This window comes from Streptomyces sp. NPDC000348 (assembly GCF_042898795.1).
Taxonomy (GTDB): domain Bacteria; phylum Actinomycetota; class Actinomycetes; order Streptomycetales; family Streptomycetaceae; genus Streptomyces.
Genome location: NZ_JBIAZD010000008.1, coordinates 1 through 18,434, shown reverse-complemented (window position 1 = coordinate 18,434; position 18,434 = coordinate 1). Strand labels below are relative to the sequence as shown.

Genomic DNA, 18,434 nt, shown 5'->3' with positions numbered 1-18,434 from the left:
CGGGTGCGGGCGTGTCGGACGGTTTGCGGCGAAAGGACCGGAGCGTACGTGAGCGAGAATCAGAACCTGCTCGCGGAGCAGCGGCGCACCCTGATCCTCGACGAGGTCCGGCGCCGGGGCGGGGTCCGGGTCAACGAGCTGACCCGCAAGCTCGGCGTGTCGGACATGACGGTCCGCCGCGACCTCGACGCGCTGGCCCGGCAGGGCATGCTGGAGAAGGTGCACGGCGGCGCGGTCCCGGTGGTGGAGGCGAGCACGCACGAGCCCGGGTTCGAGGCCAAGTCGGGCCTGGAGCCCACCGCCAAGGAGGACATCGCGCGGGCGGCGGCCGAGCTGGTCGCCCCCGGCGCGGCGATCGCGCTGTCGGGCGGTACGACGACCTTCGCGCTGGCGCACCACCTGCTCGACGTTCCCGACCTGACGGTGGTCACCAACTCGGTGCGGGTGGCCGATGTGTTCCACGCGGCGCAGCGCACCTCCGGGACCCGGCAGGGCGCGGCCACGGTGGTGCTGACCGGCGGGGTGCGCACGCCGTCCGACTCGCTGGTGGGGCCGGTGGCCGACCAGGCGATCGCGGCGCTCCACTTCGATCTGCTGTTCCTCGGGGTGCACGGCATATCGGTGGAGGCGGGGCTGTCGACGCCGAACCTCGCGGAGGCGGAGACGAACCGGCGGCTCGTGCAGTCGGCCCGGCGGGTGGTCGTGGTCGCCGACCACACCAAGTGGGGCACGGTGGGGCTGAGTTCGTTCGCGTCCCTGGGGCAGGTCGACACCCTGGTGACGGACTCCGGGCTGCCCGCGGGGGCACGCGCGGAGGTGTCCGAGCATCTGCGGCGGCTGGTGGTGGCGGGCGAATCCGAGGACTCCGCGGAGGTCGCCGAGATCTGACGGGACGCCGGCCCGGGCCCGCGTCCAACGTCGTCCGCCCGCCGTGGAGGCGGCATTCGTCAAGGGGGATACGCCCATGGCCCACCGTCTGCGCCCCGTGGGGCACGATTTCGCCGGGACCGCGCCCGTGCGTCTGGCCTTCGACCGGGAGATCTCCGCGGCGCCGGAGCGGGTCTTCCGCGCGCTGGCCGAGGACGTGACCGGCTGGCCCGAGTGGTTCGGGTCGGTCACGCTGGCCCGCCCCCTCGACGGCGGCGCCCGGCGGGAGATCCGCCTCCGGGGCGGCGGCCGCTTCCACGAGACCGTCCTGGCGAGGAGGGCGCCCGAGGTATACGCCTACCGCGTCGACACGACCAATGTGCCGGGTGTCCGCGCCATGGTCGAGGAGTGGCGGCTCGCGCCGGCCGGGACCGGTACGCGCGTGCGGTGGACGGTGGCGGCCGACGGCACGGCGGCGTTCCGGCTCGTGCTCGGGGCCGCCCGGCCGGGCCTGGTGCGCGCGTTCCGCGACGCGGTGACCTCACTGGACCGCCGGCTCGTGGGGTAGTTCTCCGTCGGGCCAGACGCCGGTCCGCAGCAAGGACTCGATCGCCGCCGCGTACGGCGCGATGTCCAGCCCCTGTTCGGCCAGCCAGGTGTCCGAGTAGTACTTGTCCAGGTACCGTTCCCCCGGGTCGCACAGCAGCGTCACCAGGCTCCCCTGCCGGCCCTCCGCCACCATCTCCGCGACGAGTTTCAGCGCGCTCCACAGCCCGGTGCCGGTGGAGCCGCCCGCCTTGCGGCCGATGACCCGCTCCAGGGCCCGCACCGCGGCGACACTGGCCGCGTCGGGCACCTTCATCATCCGGTCGATCGCGCCGGGCACGAAGCTCGGCTCCATACGGGGCCGGCCGATGCCCTCGATGCGGGAGCCGCGGTCGCAGGCGACGTCCGGATCGCCGGTGGTCCAGCCCTGGAAGAAACACGAGTTCTCCGGGTCGGCGACACAGATGCGGGTGTCGTGCTGCATGTAGTGGACGTAGCGCGCGAGGGTCGCGGAGGTGCCGCCGGTGCCGGCCGTGGCGACGATCCACGCGGGTTCCGGGAACCGCTCCAACTCCAGCTGGCGGAAGATCGATTCGGCGATGTTGTTGTTGCCCCGCCAGTCGGTGGCCCGCTCTGCGTAGGTGAACTGGTCCATGTAGTGGCCGCCGGTCTCCGCCGCGAGGGCGGCGGACGCCTCGTACATCGTGCGGGGGTCGTCCACGAAGTGGCACCGGCCTCCGTGGAACTCGATCAGGCGGCACTTCTCGGCGCTCGTCGTGCGCGGCATGACGGCGATGAAGGGCACGCCGATCAGCTTCGCGAAGTACGCCTCCGACACGGCCGTGGAACCGCTGGACGCCTCGATCACCGGGCGGCCCGGACGGATCCAGCCGTTGCAGAGCCCGTAGAGGAAGAGCGAACGGGCCAGCCGGTGCTTGAGGCTGCCGGTCGGGTGGGTCGACTCGTCCTTCAGGTAGAGGTCGATGCCCCACCGTTCGGGCAGCGGGAAGCGCAGCAGATGGGTGTCGGCCGAGCGGTTGGCGTCGGCCTGCACCCTGCGCACGGCCTCTTTCAGCCAGGCCCGGTAGACGGCGTCGCTGTGGTCGACGTCGAGGGTGACGCCGGTCGGGGTCTGTCGGGAAGTGCTCACGGCGGGGCTCCTTACGCTGAGCGCCGACGGCGTCTCGCGCGGCCGGTACCCCGATCATAGGCACCCTCCACACCGCCTCCCACCTGCATAAACACTCCTTTGAGCCACTCAAAGGCGTCCCTGGGGAGCGCGGGAGGCGACAGGGGGGGCGCATTGGCGCGAGTGCACCCCGGGACCCGGGAACGGTGGCGCGCGCACTGGTGCTCGGCGGCGGGTGGGGGCAGACTGCACCGGCGTGGGCAGGGCCCCGTACGGGGGCACACTGGAGCTGGGCAGGAGCCGGCCCGTGGAGCACGGTCCGGCGCACCGACGCGCACAAGGGGGCGGGTGGCATGGCGGAACCGGAGTTCACGGCCACGGGCGTGCGGATCGGCACGTGGCTGCGTTCGCTCACCCGGGCCGGCCAGGTCCGGATCAGCGAGGGCCGCCTGGAGCTGCTCACCAGCTACGGCAGCGAGATCGACAGCGCGCCGGTGCAGGCGGTACGGGCGTCCAGGCCCTGGTTCGCGCCCGAGGACCGGGCGCTCGCGGACCTCAACGGGACGCGGTACCTGCTGACCCTGGCCGACCACGACCCCGCGCCGGGCCAACCCGGTCCGCCCGCCGCCCGCCGTTTCATCGAGGCCGTGCACCGGGCGTCGGGGCGCGGCGCCTGAGATGCCCGTGACTTGCGTCACTTCACCTCTTACGTCACTCTGGTCTCACGTCACTCTGGGTTTACCGGCGATAACGCTGCGAACCAGCCCGCCGGCCACGACAGCAGGCGGCAGCGTCACGCAGACGCCCTGCTGGATCCGTCTTCCGTGTTCTTCCGGACCTCACGTCGGGGAGTCGCAGCCGTGATCACTCACCCAAGCAGGCACTGCGCGGTGGAGCTCCAGGCCCTGCCGTCGCGGATCGGCCAGGTCCGCAGAATCGTATCTGCGCAGTTGCGCTACTGGCACATGGACTCATTGATAGACCGGGCGTCGCTCGGTGTGACGGAGTTGTTGTCCAACGTCCACCGGCACGCCCGGCCCGACAAGACGTGCACCGTCGAGATCGAGCTGCTGCTCGACCGGCTCAAGGTGTCGGTGCGCGACCACGACCCGCGCCTGCCGGTCATGGCGGACGCGAGCCCGCTCGCCACGTGCGGGCGCGGGCTGGCGATGGTCGCCGCGATGAGCGAGAGCTGGGGCGCGGTGCCGGACGGCGAGTCCGGCAAGATCGTGTGGTTCACCCTGCCGACACCGGCCGCGACCCCCGTGCCCGCCTGGGACCGGCGCCCGCGGATCACGGCCGCCGAGCCCGCCGACCACCGCTTCGCGCAGCTCCCCCTCGTGGAACACACCGCCGAGGAGCACCACGCCGAACGGGCCCCGGCCCGTTCCGCCGTCCCCGGCTGACCGCCGCCGTACCCACGGGCGATCGTGCCTCCCCAGCGCCTCGAAGGCCCGGGAGGCGCGCCCCGGGGCGGCACGGGCGGGCCCGGGCGGCAGCCCGCGGACACCGGGCCGCGCCACCCGCCCCCGCCCCGATGGTCGTGCCGGTCAGCGCCCGCCCCCCTCACCGTGCCGGCCGAACTGCTCGTCCAGGACCGACAGCCGACGCCAGTACTCGTCCTCGTCGATCTCGCCGGAGGCGAAGCGGTGGCCGAGCACCGCGAGGGGCGAGGTGTCCTCCACCGGGGGCCGTCCGGGGCCGGGCGCCGGGCGTCCGCGCCCCACCGTGCGGCGCAGCAGTGCGATGCCGCCGCCGATGACCAGGGCCCAGACCAACGGGAAGAACAGGATCCACGGACCGGGCCCGCCGTCGCCGAAGTGCGCCAGGGTCTGCATGCTCGTTCAACTCCTCGGATGCGCCGTCTCGTCGCTCCTGGTGCGACACCTCCGAGGGTCGTCCCGCGAGGGGGGTCGGGTCGTCGTACGGCCTGCGGCACCGCGCCTGCTCCGCGGGGAGTACGCGAGCGGCCGCGGACCGCCGGGGAGGCGCGGGCCACCGCCGAGGCGGTCCTCGCCGGACCGGGAACGCCGTACGGGCGCACCGAGGCGTACCCGCCGCGTGCGACGCGGGAGCGCTCGGTCCGCTCGCGCCACGAAATCGTCGACCCCGTCACATCCCTTTGGATGAAACCCCGTTGCGCCTGCTCGCAGCCGGCCTCGCCGCCCCCCTTTTCGGAACGCCGCATCGCCCCGACGGCGATGCGGCTCCCCTGCCCGGCGGGAGGGGCGGAAGGCGCCCCCACCGGGAATCCCGGCCGGGCGACCGCGGTCAGGTGGCGGCCTGGTCGCTGTCCTTCATCGCGCCCCAGCCGTGCCAGCGCTCGACCTCGAGCCAGGCACTGACCCGCGCCCGCTCACGGTCCGGGTACGGGTTGCCGGTGTAGTGCCGGGAGAGGCGGTCGATGTCGGTGAGGTCCTCGTCGTCGTACACCTCGGTCACCCGGCCGATCAGGGTGACGTGGGTGTACCAGTCGTCGCCGGCCAGGACGGTGAGGGTGACGCGCGGGTCGCGGCGGACGTGCTTCAGACGGACCCGGCCCTCGTCGAAGTTGATCAGCGCGCGGCCGTCCTCCCACAGGTACCAGGTGGGGGTGGAGACGGGCGCGCCGTCGGAGCGCAGCGTGGCCATCACGCCGGGGTTGGGCCTGCGCAGCAGTTCCTGCGCCTCGGGGGGAAGCGGGGGCTTGGACACCACGGACTCCTTCGTGTTCTCGGCTGTACCGGTCAGGCGGCGGGGTCGTCGTCGAAGCTGGCGTAGTAGGCGGCGGCCATGTCCTCGTCGCCGTGGCCCCGGGCGTCGGCCCGTTCGAACCGTTCGGCGCTCGCGGCGGCCACGTCCAGGCGGACGCCGTGCTGTTCACCGGCCCGCACGATCAGCCGGGCGTCCTTGGCCGCGGTGGTCACGGCGAACTGGGCCGGGGTCAGCCGCCCGTCGAGGATCATCCCGGCCTTGGCCCGCAGGTACCCCATGTCGAGCGGGCCGCCGGCGATGAGGCCGAAGAAGTCGTCCGGTGCGACGTCGAGGGCCTCGGCCAGGGCGAGGGCCTCACCGGCGGCCGTGGTCGCGGCGAGCACCCAGCTGTTGGCGACCAGCTTCAGGCGGGTCGCGCCGGCCGCGGCGCCGTCCTCCCCGGCCCACACGGTACGGGCGCCCACCGCGTCGAACACCGGCGTCACCCTGTCCCGGCCCCCGGCGGGGCCGGCCGCGAGCACGGTCAGCTCTCCGGCCTCGGCGGGCCCGCGGGTGCCGAGGACCGGGGCGTCGTAGAAGAGCAGGCCGTGCTCGCGGGCGAAACCGGCCAGTTCGGCGACGCCCTCGACGCCCGCGGTGGTGGACTGCGCCCAGACGGTCCCGTCGCGCAGGGCGGGGGCGGCCAGGCGCATCGTCTCCAGGGTGGCGGGGCCGTCGTACAGCATGGTCAGCACGACGTCGGCGGACTCGACCGCCTCCGCGGGGGTGCCGGCGAGGTGCGCGCCGTCGGCGGCGAGCGGTTCGGCCTTCGCGCGGGTGCGGTTCCAGACCCGTACGGTGTGCCCCGCGCGCAGGAGGTTGCGGGCCATCGCCGCACCCATGATGCCGGTGCCCAGGACGCTGACGGTGAGCTTGTCGGTCATGAAGTCGGCTTTCTGTACGTCGGGCGGTCGTCGTCTGTTACACCAGTGCCCCGAGAGGATCGTCCAGTACCGGCTGCCAGGCGAGTTCCGCCGCGCCGACCAGGCTGTTGTGGTCCAGGGTGCAGGGGAGGATGGGGACGCCGCCGCTGCGGCCCCACAGGCTGCGGTCGGCGACGACGGCGCGGAGCCGGTCCGGGTCGGCCTCCAGCAGGGTGCGGTGCAGGCCGCCGAGGATGATCCGGTCCGGGTTGAGGATGTTCACCAGTCCGGCGAGGCCCAGGCCGAGGCGGTCGATGAGGGACTCGGTGGCGGTGCGCACGTCCGGGTCGTCGTACTGTCCGTGGATCAGGTCGTCGGCCTGCTTCAGCAGGGACATCTCGGGGCCCGGTGCCCGGCCCGCGGCGGTGAGCAGGGCCAGCGGGTCCGCCTCGACGTCGAGGCAGCCGCGGCTGCCGCAGTGGCAGGGGCGGCCCTCGGGGTTGACGGCGAGGTGGCCGACCTCCAGGGCGAGACCCGAACTGCCGGAGTGCAGGCGGCCGTCGAGCACCAGCGCGCCGCCCACCCCGCGGTGGCCGGTGGCCACGCACAGCAGGTCGCGGGAGCCGCGCCCGGCGCCGTGCCGGTGTTCGGCGAGGGCGGCGAGGTTGACGTCGTTGGCCGCGAAGGCGGGCCCGTCGAGGCCGGCCGCGCGCACCTGCTCGGCGAAGATCTCCCGCACCGGAGCGCCCGCGGGCCAGGCGAGGTGCAGGGGGTTGAGGGCGAGCCCCTCCGGTTCGGCCATCGCCGACGGCACGGCGAGCCCGGCGCCCACGCACCGCCGTCCGGTCTCCCGCAGCAGCTCGGCGCCGGCCGCGACGACGGAGCCGAGCACCTTCGCCGGGTCGGCGTCGACGACCTCGCAGCCGGGTGCCGTGGCGACGATACGGCCGCCCAGCCCGACCAGGGCCGCCCGGAAACCGTCGGAGTGCACCTGCGCGGCGAGCGCCACGGGCCCGTCCTCGGCGACCGAGAGCCGGTGCGAGGGACGGCCCTGGGAACCGGCCGCGGCACCGGGCCGGGCGTCCACCCGGATCAGTCCGAGGGCCTCCAGTTCGGCGGCGACCGCACCGGCCGTCGCGCGGGTCACGCCCAGCTCGGCGGTGAGCACCGCGCGGGTCGGCGCGCGTCCGGTGTGCACGAGCTCCAGCGCGGGTCCGAGCGCGCCGCGCCCCCGGTCCAGCCGCGTCCTCGAGGTGGTCCCTTCCCCCGCCGGCCGGGGGTCCGCCTTCCCGCTCATGCACGCGAGTCTGTCATGATCCGCAACCGGGGGCGGACCGCAGGCCGCTCACCCGCAGCGTGATGTTCAGCCGGCCGGTCAGTCCCAGCTCGGGCGGCGCCGTGCCCGCGTGCACCCGGGGAACGCCGTGGTACGCGAGCCGGGAGGGGCCGCCGAAGACGAACAGGTCGCCGCTGCGCAGCTGCACGTCCGTCCAGGGGCGGGTCCGCCCCCCGGTGTTGCCGAGGCGGAAGACGCAGGTGTCGCCGAGGCTCAGCGACACCACGGGCGCGTCCGACTTCTCGTCGCCGTCGCGGTGCATGCCCATGCGGGCGTCGCCGTCGTAGAAGTTGACGAGGGCGATGTCGTACGCGGCCCCGCGCGCGGCGTCCGCGCCCAGCGCGTCGGTCACGGCGCGGCGGCCCAGCTCGCCGAGCCACGCGGGGAACGGTTTCACCGGCGCGCCGTCGCCGTCGACGACGGTGCGGGCGTAACCGTACGGGTACCAGTGCCACCCGAGGCACACCTGCCGGGCGGTCATGGTGCCGCCGCCGGGCGTGCGCACGGTGCGCAGTCCGGCGGGCGGCCGGGCCCAGGCCCGGCAGGCGTCGAGCAGCTCGCGCTGCGCCCGCGCGTCCAGCCAGTCCGGTACGTGCACCGCGCCGGGCGCGATCTCGTCGCGTGCCCTGGGAAACAGCTCGGCGTCCATGCCTCCCATCCTGCCGGACGCGCCCTGAGCTGCGGCTGGGCTAGCCTGGTCGGACCATGAACGACCGTATGACGACTGCGTGGGGCGAGCCGGTGCTGGCCCGTTTCCCCGAGGACCCGCGGGACGGGCTGCGCGCCTGGGACGCGTCCGACGAGTATCTCCTCAGGCATCTCGCCGAGCGGCGGGTCCCGCTGTCCGGCACGGTCGTGGTGGTCGGCGACCGCTGGGGCGCGCTGGTGACGGCGCTCGCGGCGCACCGGCCGACGCAGATCACCGACTCCTGGCTCGGGCAGGAGGCGACCCGTGCGAACCTGGCCCGCAACGGCGTCGCGCCGGGCGCGGTGCGGCTGCTCACCACGCAGGATCCCCCGCCGGGCCGGATCGACGTCCTGCTCGTCCGCGTGCCGAAGAGCCTGGCGCTGCTGGAGGACCAGCTGCTGCGGCTGGCACCGGCGGTGCACGAGGGGACGGTGGTCGTCGGCACCGGCATGGTGAAGGAGATCCACACCTCGACGCTGGGCCTCTTCGAGCGGATCCTCGGGCCGACCAGGACCTCGCTCGCCGAGAGGAAGGCGCGGCTGATCCTCTGCACGCCCGGCCCCGCGCGGGAGCGTCCCGCGAACCCCTGGCCGTACCGCTACACGCTGCCCGACGGCATCGGCCCGGTGTCGGGCGCGACGGTCGTCAACCACGCCGGCGTCTTCTGCGCCGACCGCCTCGACATCGGCACCCGGTTCTTCCTGCGGCACCTGCCCGCCGGCCGGGGCGGCGGCCGGGTGGTGGACCTGGGCTGCGGCAACGGCGTCGTCGGTACGGCGGTGGCGCTGTCCGCGCCGCGCGCCGAGGTGCTCTTCGTCGACGAGTCGTTCCAGGCGGTGGCGTCCGCGCAGGCCACCTACCGGGAGAACGACGTGTCCGGCCACGCCGAGTTCCGGGTCGGCGACGGCCTGTCGGGCGTACCGGCCGACAGTGTCGACCTCGTCCTGAACAACCCGCCCTTCCACTCCCACCAGGCGACCACCGACGCCACGGCCTGGCGCATGTTCACCGGCGCCCGGCGCACCCTGCGCCGGGGCGGCGAACTGTGGGTGGTCGGCAACCGCCACCTGGGGTACCACGTGAAGCTGCGACGGCTGTTCGGCAACAGCGAAGTGGTGGCTTCGGACCCGAAGTTCGTGGTCCTGAGGGCCGTGAAGCGATGACTCAGGACGGCGCCGGGAGCGGGCCCAGCGCCTCGATGATCCCCGTCACCGTCCGCGCCATCGCCTCCCGGCCCGCCGTGAGGTAGCCGCGGGAGTCGACCGCCCCGGGGCGGGCGGTGAGGAATTCCCTGATCGCGCCGGTCATGGCGATGTTCAGGGCCGTTCCCACGTTGACCTTGGCGATGCCGCCCGTGACCGCCGCGGCGAGTTCCCGGTCGGGGAGGCCGGAGGAACCGTGCAGGACGAGGGGGACGTCCACGGTGGCGGCCAGCCGTGCGAGGAGGGCGTGGTCGAGGGTGGCGGTGCGGGTGGTCATGGCGTGGGTGGTGCCGATGGCGACGGCCAGCGCGTCCGCGCCGGAGCCGGCGACAAAGGCGCGGGCCCGGTCGGGGTCGGTACGGGCGCCCGGGGCGTGGGCGTCCGGCGCGGCCTGCCCGTCCTTGCCGCCGATCTCGCCCAGCTCGGCCTCGATCCAGAGCCCCCGGGCGTGGGCCCAGTCCACGGCGGCCCGGGTCGCGGCGAGGTTGTCGGCGTAGGGCAGCCGGGCCGCGTCGTACATCACGGAGCCGAATCCGGCGTCCGGGGCCTGGCGCAGCAGGGCGTCGCTCCGGACGTGGTCGAGGTGCAGGGCGACGGGGACGGCGGCGCGTTCGGCGGCGGCGACGGCGGCGCGGGCGAGCGGGAGCAGCCGGCCGTGGCGGAACTTCACGGCGTTCTCGCTGACCTGGAGGACGACGGGGGCGTTCGCCGCTTCGGCGCCGGCGATGAGGGCCTCGACGTGTTCGAGGGTGATGATGTTGAACGAGGCGACCGCCGAGCGGTGGGCGGCGGCGCGGGTGACGAGTTCGCCGGTGGTCGTGAGGGGCACGGTCGGTCCTTTCCGACGGATCAGGGCGCGAGGACGACCGAGCGGGTGAGGTGGCGGGGCCGGTCGGGGTCCAGGCCGCGGGCCGCGGCGACGGCGACCGCGAGCCGCTGGACGCGGACGAGTTCGGCGAGCGGGTCGAGGGTGCCCCCGATCCACAGACCGCCGGTGTCACGCACCTGCCGGGCCAGCCCCTTCGGCGCGTCGCCGAGCATCCAGGTCGCGGTGGTGGAGGTGGTGATGCTGATGGGTCCGTGCCGGTACTCCATCGCCGGGTAGGACTCCGTCCAGGCGAGGGCCGCCTCGCGCATCTTCAGTCCGGCCTCGTGGGCCAGGCCTACGGTCCAGCCACGGCCGAGGAAGGTGAACTGGGAGCGGTCCGCCAGCCCTTCGGGCAGCGGGGCGGCCAGCGCCGTACGCCCGTCCTCGACGACCGCTGCGGTGTGCAGGCCCAGGTGGGCGCGGAGCAGGGTGAGGGCCGTGGTGGCGAACCGGGTCTGGACGACGGAGCGTTCGTCGGCGTAGTCGAGGACGACCGTCTCACCGGCGAGCGACGTCACGGGGGCGGCCGGGTCGGCGGTGACCGCGGTGGTGCGCGTGCCGTCCTTCAGCCGGCCCAGCAGATCGAGGACTTCGGTGGTGGTCCCGGAGCGGGTGAGGGCGACGACACGGTCGTAGACCCGGTGCCGGGGGAACTCCGAGGCGGCGAAGGCGTCGGTCTCGCCCTGGCCCGCGTCCTCGCGCAGGGCCGCGACCGCCTGCGCCATGAAGTACGACGTCCCGCAGCCGACCACCGCGACCCGCTCCCCCGGTGCCGGCAGGACCGGGGCGTGGGACGCGGCCTGCGCGGCGGCGCGGCTCCAGCACTCGGGCTGGCTGCCCAGCTCGTCCTCGACATGGGTCACGCCGCACCCCCGAAGGCTTGGTGATTGTTCTTGCAAGATTGAGCGGGTTTCCGAGCGAAATCAAGCATCAGGTCGAAGGCCGGGTGCGTTAGGGTCGCCGGAGACCACGGGAGACGGGAGGGCGGATGGCGCGGGACGCCCGCTGGAAGGCGCTGCTGGAGCTGCTCGTCGAGCGCGGCCGGCTGGACGTCGAGGAGGCGGCCGGCGAGCTGGCCGTGTCGGCCGCGACGATCCGGCGCGACTTCGACCGGCTCGCCGAGCAGCAGATGCTGGTGCGCACCCGTGGCGGCGCGGTGGTGCACGGGGTGTCGTACGAGCTTCCGCTGCGCTACAAGACCGCGCGGCACGCCTCCGAGAAGCAGCGCGTCGCGAAGGCGGTGGCGGGTCTCGTCGCGCCGGGCGAGGCGGTCGGGCTGACCGGCGGCACGACCACCACGGAGGTGGCGCGGGCGCTGGCCGTACGCGGAGACCTCGCCTCGGGCTCGCCCGCGCTGACCGTGGTGACGAACGCGCTCAACATCGCCAACGAGCTGGCCGTACGCCCCCAGTTCAAGATCGTGCTGACCGGCGGGGTGGCGCGGGCCCAGTCGTACGAGCTGGTCGGGCCGCTCGCGGACGGGGTGCTGGGGCAGATCACCCTCGATGTGGCGGTGCTCGGTGTCGTCGCGTTCGACGCCGTGCACGGGGCGGCGGCCCACGACGAGGCGGAGGCGGCGGTCAACCGGCTGCTGTGCGAGCGGGCGGAGCGGGTGGTCGTGGCCGCCGACTCCAGCAAACTGGGCCGCCGGGCGTTCGCCCGGATCTGCGCGGCCGAGTCGGTGGACACCCTGGTCACGGACTCGGGAGCGGACGCCGGGACGGTACGCCGCTTCGAGGAGGCGGGGCTGCGGGTCGTGGTGACCTGAGCCGGTCCGGCCGAGGCTGCCTAAGCTGGCACATGAGCACGGCGTGCCGGCCCAGGGAGGCTGCGATGGACGGGACGACCACGGAACGAGGCGGGTCCGGGCCCCACCGGTACGTGCCGATCGCCGACCACGGCCTGATCGGCGACCTGCGCAGTGTGGCGCTGGTGGGGACCGACGGCACCATCGACTGGTACTGCTGCCCCTCCTTCGACGCGCCGAGCGTGTTCGGGGCGATCCTGGACTCCGAGCGGGGCGGCTGCTTCGAGCTGGCGGCGGCCGTGCCGGCCCGCACCAAGCAGTTCTACTTCCCCGACACCAACGTCCTGATCACCCGGTTCTTCACCGAGGACGGGGTCGGTGAGGTGCAGGACTTCATGCCGGTCGGCGGCACGCCGCTCGACGAGGCCCGGCACCGGCTGATCCGGCGGGTGCTGTGCGTACGCGGCTCCGTGCCGTTCCGGACGCTGGTGGCGCCGCGGTTCGCGTACGGTTCCCGGCCGCACACCCTGCGGCCGGCCGGCGACATCGCGGTCTTCGACTCCGGGGAACTGTCCCTGGCGCTCACCGCGACCGTCCCGATGGAGACCGACGGGGCGGACGTGCGGACCGGGTTCAAGCTGGCCGAGGGGGAGACGGCGGTGTTCGCCCTGGACCTGATCGGCCCGGAGGTGGCGCCGAGCCACTGCGAGTGCGGGGAGGCGGAGCGGCAGTTCGGTGCGACGGTGGCGTACTGGAGGCGGTGGCTGTCCTCCTCGCGGTACCGGGGCCGCTGGCGGGAGATGGTGCACCGCTCCGCCCTCACCCTGAAGCTGCTCACCTACGCGCCGACCGGGGCGATCGTGGCGGCGCCGACGACCAGTCTGCCCGAGGAGCTCGGCGGGGAACGCAACTGGGACTACCGGTACGTGTGGGTGCGCGACGCGGCGTTCTGCGTGTACGCGCTGCTGCGGCTGGGCTTCACCGAGGAGGCCGAGGCGTTCATGGGGTTCGTCTCCCGGCACATCAGTCCGGGCGACTCCAAATCCTCCGGCCCGCTGCAGATCATGTACGGCATCGACGGCCGCACCGACCTCCCCGAGCGCGAACTCGGCCATCTGGAGGGCCACCACGGCTCGGCGCCGGTCCGCGTCGGCAACGCGGCGGCCGACCAGCTGCAACTGGACGTCTACGGGGCGCTGATCGACTCCGTCTACCTCTACGACAAGTGGGCCGAGCCCGTCTCCAGCGAGCAGTGGGACCATGTGACGGCGCTGGTGGACTGGGTGTGCGAGCACTGGGACCAGCCCGACGAGGGCATCTGGGAGACGCGCGGCGGGCGGAAGAACTTCCTGTACTCGCGCCTGATGTGCTGGGTGGCGATCGAGCGTGCCATCCGCATGGCCAACCGGCGGGGCCTGCCCGCGGATCTCCCCCGCTGGCAGGCGAGCCGGGACGCCGTCTACCGGCGGATCATGAGCCGCGGCTGGTCGCCGTCGCGCCGGGCCTTCGTCCAGCACGAGGACGGGGAGGAGCTGGACGCGGCGGTCCTGATGATGCCGATGGCGAAGTTCATCGCGCCGACCGACCCGAAGTGGCTGTCGACGCTCGACTCCCTCACCGAGGACCTGGTCTCCGACTCGCTGGTCTACCGCTACGACCCGTCGGTGAGCCCCGACGGACTGCGCGGTGACGAGGGCACGTTCTCCATCTGCTCGTTCTGGTACGTCGAGGCGCTGACCCGCGCCGGGCGGCTCGACGAGGCGTCCCTCGCCTTCGAGAAGATGCTGACGTACGGCAACCATCTCGGCCTGTACGCCGAGGAGATCAGCCACACCGGGGAGCAACAGGGCAACTTCCCGCAGGCGTTCACCCACCTCGCCCTGATCAGCGCCGCGTTCAACCTGGACCGCGCCCTGGGCTGAGGCTCAGTGGCCGTGGCCGTCGGAGTGCTCCGGCGTCCCCGTGCCCGCCTCCGCCGCCGCCCCGGCGTGCACGGTGAACGCGGCGGTACGGACGACCCCCTCGTGCTTGAAGTCCAGGAACAGCCGGTAGCTGCCGCTGCTGGGCGCCGTGGCCGTGAAGGAGACCGCCGGGCCGGGCTCGGTCCTCCCGTCGCCGGGTTCGCCGCCCGGGTGGACGTGCAGGTGGGCGAGGTCTCCGGCGCGCAGGACGACCAGGTGGCCGTAGGCGCCGAGGTAGGGCTGGAGGTCGGTGACCGGCTTTCCCCCGCGCGAGACCGACAGCCGCAGTTCGCTCGCCCGTCCGGGACGCAGGGCCCCGGTCAGCTCGACCTCGTAGCCGTCGACATGGGCCGTGCCGCCGGCCCGCGGCAGTTCCTGCGGCCGGTAGGGGCCGGAGGCGGCGAGATCCGCCCCGAGCGTGAGGTCGCGCGCGCCCTCGGCAGCCGGGGTGAAGTCGGCGAAGACCCGGTAGCCGCCGGCGCGGGGCAGGTCGACGGGGGTGGTCCAGGTGCCGTCGGCGGCGCGGGTGGGATGCAGGTGCCGGTAGGTGAGCAGGTCGCGCGAGGCGACGATGAGATGGAGCTCCTTGTCGTGCTCGCGACGGTACTCGGTGACGGCCCGGCCGCGGTCGTCCCGGACGGTGAAGCGCAGCTCGGCACGGTGCCCTGCGGTGACGCGCGGGGTCCGCAGATCGAGCCGGTAGCCGCTCTCGGAGATCTGGAGCCCTCCGGCCGGCGGCGTGTCGTGTCCCGTGCGACCGTCCGCCCCCGTCGAGGGCGGGGTGTGCCGCTCGCCGTGCGCCGGTGCCCGGTCCGCGACGACCGGGTCGAGGCCCTGACCGACGCCGTAGGCCGTGCCGAAGGTGGCGGCCAGGGCGGCGGCGAACGCGGTGATCTTCAGTCCGGTGTTCATGGCCGTCTCTCCTGGGAAATGGGGGCCGGCGGCTCACCATGAGCCGTTCGATGCAGCTCACCATACCCCCACGGGGTATAAAGTCAATCCACGAAACCCTTGCCGATACATACCCCCCTGGGGTATGAATGGATCACTCGTCCGGATACCCCCACCCCGTATCCGCTGTCCCTCTACTCCAGGAGCACCCATGACCGTCCGTACCGTGGACACCGATGCCGAGGTGGAACTCGCCATCGGCGGGATGACCTGCGCCTCGTGCGCCGCGCGGATCGAGAAGAAGCTCAACCGGATGGAGGGGGTCACCGCCACCGTCAACTACGCCACCGAGAAGGCCCGGGTCACCTACGGCGGTGGGACCACCGTCGGCGACCTGATCGCCACCGTCGAGGCCACCGGATACACCGCCCGGCGGCCCGCACCGCCCGACGAGCCGTCCCAGGGGGAGGACGACCCCGACGGCCTCCGTCCGCTCCGGCAGCGGTCGGTCACGGCAGCCGCCCTGGCGGTGCCCGTCGTGGCGATGGCCATGGTCCCCGCCCTGCAGTTCGAGTACTGGCAGTGGCTGTCGCTGACGCTGGCGGCGCCGGTCGTGACGTACGCGGCATGGCCCTTCCACAAGGCCGCCCTCACCAACGCCCGGCACGGTGCGGCCACCATGGACACGTTGATCTCGGTCGGCACGTCGGCGGCGTTCCTGTGGTCGCTGTGGGCGCTGTTCCTCGGCACCGCGGGCACGCCGGGCATGACGCACCCGTTCGAGCTGACCATCGCCCGCGGCGACGGCGCCGGGAACATCTACCTGGAGGCCGCCGCCGGCGTGACCGCCTTCATCCTGGCAGGGCGGTACTTCGAGGCACGCGCCAGGCGGAAGGCCGGCGCGGCCCTGCGGGCGCTCCTCGAGCTGGGCGCGAAGGACGTCACCGTACTGGCCCCCGACGGACGGGAGAGGACGGTTCCCGTGGCCGAGCTGCACACGGGCGACCGCTTCCTGGTGCGCCCCGGCGAGAAGATCGCGACCGACGGGACCGTGGTCGAGGGCTCCTCCGCGGTGGACGCGTCGATGCTCACCGGCGAGTCGGTGCCGGTGGAGGTGGCCGCCGGCGATCCGGTCACCGGAGCCACGATCAACGTGGGCGGACGGCTGCTCGTGGAGGCCACGCGGGTCGGGGCCGACACCCAGCTGGCCCGTATGGCGAGGCTGGTGGAGGACGCGCAGAACGGCAAGGCCGCCGCGCAGCGGCTCGCCGACCGGATCTCCGCCGTCTTCGTCCCCGTCGTCATCGCCCTCGCCCTGGGCACCCTGGGCTTCTGGCTCGGCAACGGCGCCGGGCTGACGGCCGCGTTCACCGCCGCCGTGGCGGTCCTGATCATCGCCTGCCCCTGCGCGCTCGGACTCGCCACGCCCACCGCCCTGATGGTCGGCACCGGACGCGGCGCCCAGCTGGGCATCCTCATCAAGGGACCGGAAGTCCTGGAGTCCACCCGCCGCGTCGACACCGTGGTCCTGGACAAGACCGGCACGGTGACCACGGGCCGGATGACCCTGCTGGCCGTGCACCCGGCCGACGGCACCGACGAGGCCGAAGTGCTGCGGCTGGCGGGCGCGTTGGAGCACTCCTCGGAGCACCCGATCGCACGGGCCGTCGCCGACGGCGCGCGGGAGAAGCTGGGCGAGCTGCCCGTACCGGAGGACTTCGCCAACCTCCCCGGTCTCGGTGTCCAGGGCGTCGTCGACGGACACGCGGTCCTCGTCGGCCGGGACCGGCTGCTGCGGGAGTGGTCCCTGGAACTGCCCGAGGACCTGGCCCTGGCCAAGGAGCGGGCGGAGGCGGCCGGACACACCGCGGTCCTGGCCGCGTGGGACGGCGCGGCGCGCGCTGTGCTGGAGATCGCCGACGCCGTGAAGGAGACGAGCCCCGAGGCGATCCGCCGGCTCCGCGCGCTCGGTCTGCGGCCCATCCTCCTGACCGGGGACAACGAGGCGGTGGCCCGGACGGTCGCCCGTGAGGTCGGCATCGAGGAGGTCATCGCCGAGGTGCTGCCGCAGGACAAGGTGGACGTCGTCAAGCGGCTCCAGGCGGAGGGCCGTTCGGTCGCCATGGTCGGCGACGGGGTCAACGACGCGGCGGCGCTCGCCCAGGCCGATCTGGGCCTGGCCATGGGCACCGGCACGGACGCCGCGATCGAGGCCGGCGACCTCACCCTCGTCCGAGGGGACCTGCGGGTCGCGGCGGACGCCATCCGGCTCGCCCGCCGCACCCTGGGCACCATCCGGTCCAACCTGTTCTGGGCCTTCGCCTACAACGTCGCCGCCCTGCCGCTCGCCGCGGCCGGACTGCTCAACCCGATGATCGCCGGAGCGGCCATGGCCTTCTCCTCGGTCTTCGTGGTCGGCAACTCACTGCGGCTGCGCACCTTCCGGGCCGGCTGACCGGGGTGGGCGAGTCCGCGCGGATGGATCATGCGTACCGTGGGCACCTGGTGATTCGTCCACGATGCCACTGCGGGAGAGACAGATGAGCGAGCCGCCCACCACCGACCAGGACGTCACCCGTCCGCTCACCGAGCCCGTACCGCCCGCGGACGGACTGCGCAGGGTCGCCACCGCGGTCCTGGGCGACCTCAGGGCCGTGGACGGCGCCCTGTACGCGGCGGTCGCCGCCACACCGACGCCGACGCTCGACCGGGCGCTGCGCAGGCTGTCCCACACGGCCGACCACTCCAAGATCTCGTTCGCCATCGCCGGGGCCCTCGCGCTGAGCGGGGCGCGGCCGAGGCGGGCGGCGCTGGCGGGGGTGGGGGCGATCGCCGTGGCGTCGGCGTCGGCGAACCTGCTGGGCAAGCGGCTGGTGCGCAGGGCGCGGCCGGACCGGGAGGCCGCGCGGGTGACCGTGGACCGGCACGTGCCGATGCCGACGTCGGCGTCGTTCCCCTCGGGGCACACGGCGTCGGCGGTCGCGTTCGCCACGGCGGTCGGGACGGTGCTGCCCGCGGCGTCCGTGCCGCTGGGGGCGCTCGCGTGCGCGGTGGGGTACTCGCGGGTGCACACGGGGGTGCACTATCCGGGCGATGTGGCCGCCGGGGCGATCCTGGGCATCGCCAGTGCCGCCACCGCCCTGGCCGTGGGGGCGGCCCGTCTTCCCGCGTCGTACGCCCCCGGCCGGGCGCGGATCGCCCGGCGGCGGTGAGGCGGGGGGTTGTACCACCCGGTGGCTCCGCGCAGTCCGGCGCGTTACGGGTGCCCCGCGTTCGTGCCGGCCCGCCAAGGGTGTTCGCAGGACCCGGCGCTGTGTGGGGCGCCCCGTGTTGGTGTGGGCCGGGGGTGGACCTGTGTGACCCGGCGCTGTGTGGGGCGCCCCGTGTTGGTGTGGGCCGGGGGTGGACCTGTGTGGCCCGGCGCTGTGTGGAGCGCCCCGTGTTGGTGTGAACCGGGGGTGGACCTGTGTGGCCCGGCGCTGTGTGGAGCGCCCCGTGTTGGTGTGAACCGGGGGTGGACCTGTGTGGCCCGGCGCTGTGTGGAGCGCCCCGTGTTGGTGTGAACCGGGGATGGACCTGTGTGGCCCGGCGCTGTGTGGAGCG

General features: G+C 73.9%; 18 protein-coding genes. 9 read left to right on the top strand and 9 right to left on the bottom strand.

Annotation, left to right across the window (positions count from 1 at the left end; all coding sequences use genetic code 11):
- Positions 1–48: 48 nt before the first annotated feature.
- Both ACFY3N_RS17385 and ACFY3N_RS17380 read left to right on the top strand, forming a co-directional pair.
- Complete coding sequence (locus ACFY3N_RS17385) at positions 49–888, top strand: DeoR/GlpR family DNA-binding transcription regulator (protein ID WP_390817544.1); 840 nt, start codon at positions 49–51, stop codon at positions 886–888.
- Between the two features lie 76 nt (positions 889–964).
- Positions 965–1,435 (top strand): SRPBCC family protein, encoded by a 471-nt coding sequence (locus ACFY3N_RS17380; protein WP_390817543.1) that lies wholly within the window; start codon positions 965–967, stop codon positions 1,433–1,435.
- Here the strand turns inward: ACFY3N_RS17380 and ACFY3N_RS17375 are convergent.
- The gene (locus ACFY3N_RS17375) at positions 1,409–2,563 is read right to left on the bottom strand and encodes a PLP-dependent cysteine synthase family protein (protein ID WP_390817542.1); all 1,155 of its coding nucleotides are present in this window, start codon (positions 2,561–2,563) and stop codon (positions 1,409–1,411) included. The genes ACFY3N_RS17380 and ACFY3N_RS17375 overlap by 27 nt on opposite strands.
- A gap of 332 nt (positions 2,564–2,895) precedes the next feature.
- On the opposite strand from ACFY3N_RS17375, the gene ACFY3N_RS17370 reads away from it, so the two are divergent.
- Complete coding sequence (locus tag ACFY3N_RS17370; protein WP_390817541.1) at positions 2,896–3,219, top strand: hypothetical protein; 324 nt, start codon at positions 2,896–2,898, stop codon at positions 3,217–3,219.
- A 183-nt stretch (positions 3,220–3,402) separates the two neighbouring features.
- Positions 3,403–3,948 carry an ATP-binding protein gene (locus ACFY3N_RS17365; protein WP_390817540.1) on the top strand — a complete coding sequence of 182 codons (546 nt, stop codon included), beginning with the start codon at positions 3,403–3,405 and terminating at the stop codon, positions 3,946–3,948.
- 144 nt (positions 3,949–4,092) lie between these two features.
- Here the strand turns inward: ACFY3N_RS17365 and ACFY3N_RS17360 are convergent, their stop codons facing one another.
- The 5 genes from ACFY3N_RS17360 to ACFY3N_RS17340 all read right to left on the bottom strand — a co-directional run bounded on the left by ACFY3N_RS17360 (position 4,093) and on the right by ACFY3N_RS17340 (position 8,123).
- The gene (locus ACFY3N_RS17360; protein ID WP_390817539.1) at positions 4,093–4,380 is read right to left on the bottom strand and encodes an SHOCT domain-containing protein; all 288 of its coding nucleotides are present in this window, start codon (positions 4,378–4,380) and stop codon (positions 4,093–4,095) included.
- Positions 4,381–4,813: 433 nt separating this feature from the next.
- The gene (locus ACFY3N_RS17355) at positions 4,814–5,236 is read right to left on the bottom strand and encodes a PPOX class F420-dependent oxidoreductase (protein ID WP_390817538.1); all 423 of its coding nucleotides are present in this window, start codon (positions 5,234–5,236) and stop codon (positions 4,814–4,816) included.
- Between the two features lie 32 nt (positions 5,237–5,268).
- Positions 5,269–6,159, bottom strand: coding sequence for an NAD(P)-dependent oxidoreductase (locus ACFY3N_RS17350; protein ID WP_390817537.1), 891 nt, complete (start codon positions 6,157–6,159; stop codon positions 5,269–5,271).
- 37 nt (positions 6,160–6,196) lie between these two features.
- Positions 6,197–7,435: an ROK family protein gene (locus tag ACFY3N_RS17345; RefSeq protein ID WP_390817536.1), complete on the bottom strand. Its 1,239-nt coding sequence runs from the start codon at positions 7,433–7,435 to the stop codon at positions 6,197–6,199.
- A 13-nt stretch (positions 7,436–7,448) separates the two neighbouring features.
- The gene (locus ACFY3N_RS17340; protein WP_390817535.1) at positions 7,449–8,123 is read right to left on the bottom strand and encodes an alpha-ketoglutarate-dependent dioxygenase AlkB family protein; all 675 of its coding nucleotides are present in this window, start codon (positions 8,121–8,123) and stop codon (positions 7,449–7,451) included.
- A gap of 68 nt (positions 8,124–8,191) precedes the next feature.
- Between ACFY3N_RS17340 and ACFY3N_RS17335 the strand changes: the two genes are divergently transcribed.
- Complete coding sequence (locus ACFY3N_RS17335) at positions 8,192–9,325, top strand: methyltransferase (RefSeq protein WP_390817534.1); 1,134 nt, start codon at positions 8,192–8,194, stop codon at positions 9,323–9,325.
- Position 9,326: 1 nt separating this feature from the next.
- Here ACFY3N_RS17335 and ACFY3N_RS17330 read toward each other — a convergent pair whose 3' ends face one another.
- On the bottom strand, positions 9,327–10,193 hold the full coding sequence (locus ACFY3N_RS17330; protein WP_390817533.1) for a ketose-bisphosphate aldolase: 867 nt from the start codon (positions 10,191–10,193) through the stop codon (positions 9,327–9,329).
- Positions 10,194–10,213: 20 nt separating this feature from the next.
- Positions 10,214–11,095: an SIS domain-containing protein gene (locus ACFY3N_RS17325; protein ID WP_390817532.1), complete on the bottom strand. Its 882-nt coding sequence runs from the start codon at positions 11,093–11,095 to the stop codon at positions 10,214–10,216.
- Between the two features lie 125 nt (positions 11,096–11,220).
- On the opposite strand from ACFY3N_RS17325, the gene ACFY3N_RS17320 reads away from it, so the two are divergent.
- Together ACFY3N_RS17320 and ACFY3N_RS17315 are read left to right on the top strand one after the other, a co-directional pair.
- The gene (locus ACFY3N_RS17320; protein WP_390817531.1) at positions 11,221–12,000 is read left to right on the top strand and encodes a DeoR/GlpR family DNA-binding transcription regulator; all 780 of its coding nucleotides are present in this window, start codon (positions 11,221–11,223) and stop codon (positions 11,998–12,000) included.
- A 65-nt stretch (positions 12,001–12,065) separates the two neighbouring features.
- Positions 12,066–13,901, top strand: a complete 1,836-nt coding sequence (locus ACFY3N_RS17315) for a glycoside hydrolase family 15 protein (protein WP_390817530.1) — start codon at positions 12,066–12,068, stop codon at positions 13,899–13,901.
- A gap of 3 nt (positions 13,902–13,904) precedes the next feature.
- Here ACFY3N_RS17315 and ACFY3N_RS17310 read toward each other — a convergent pair whose 3' ends face one another.
- Positions 13,905–14,852, bottom strand: coding sequence for a hypothetical protein (locus tag ACFY3N_RS17310; RefSeq protein ID WP_390817529.1), 948 nt, complete (start codon positions 14,850–14,852; stop codon positions 13,905–13,907).
- 190 nt (positions 14,853–15,042) lie between these two features.
- On the opposite strand from ACFY3N_RS17310, the gene ACFY3N_RS17305 reads away from it, so the two are divergent.
- Together ACFY3N_RS17305 and ACFY3N_RS17300 are read left to right on the top strand one after the other, a co-directional pair.
- Positions 15,043–17,286 (top strand): heavy metal translocating P-type ATPase, encoded by a 2,244-nt coding sequence (locus ACFY3N_RS17305; protein ID WP_390817528.1) that lies wholly within the window; start codon positions 15,043–15,045, stop codon positions 17,284–17,286.
- Positions 17,287–17,371: 85 nt separating this feature from the next.
- Positions 17,372–18,043 (top strand): phosphatase PAP2 family protein, encoded by a 672-nt coding sequence (locus ACFY3N_RS17300; protein ID WP_390817527.1) that lies wholly within the window; start codon positions 17,372–17,374, stop codon positions 18,041–18,043.
- The last annotated feature ends 391 nt before the right edge of the window (positions 18,044–18,434 follow it).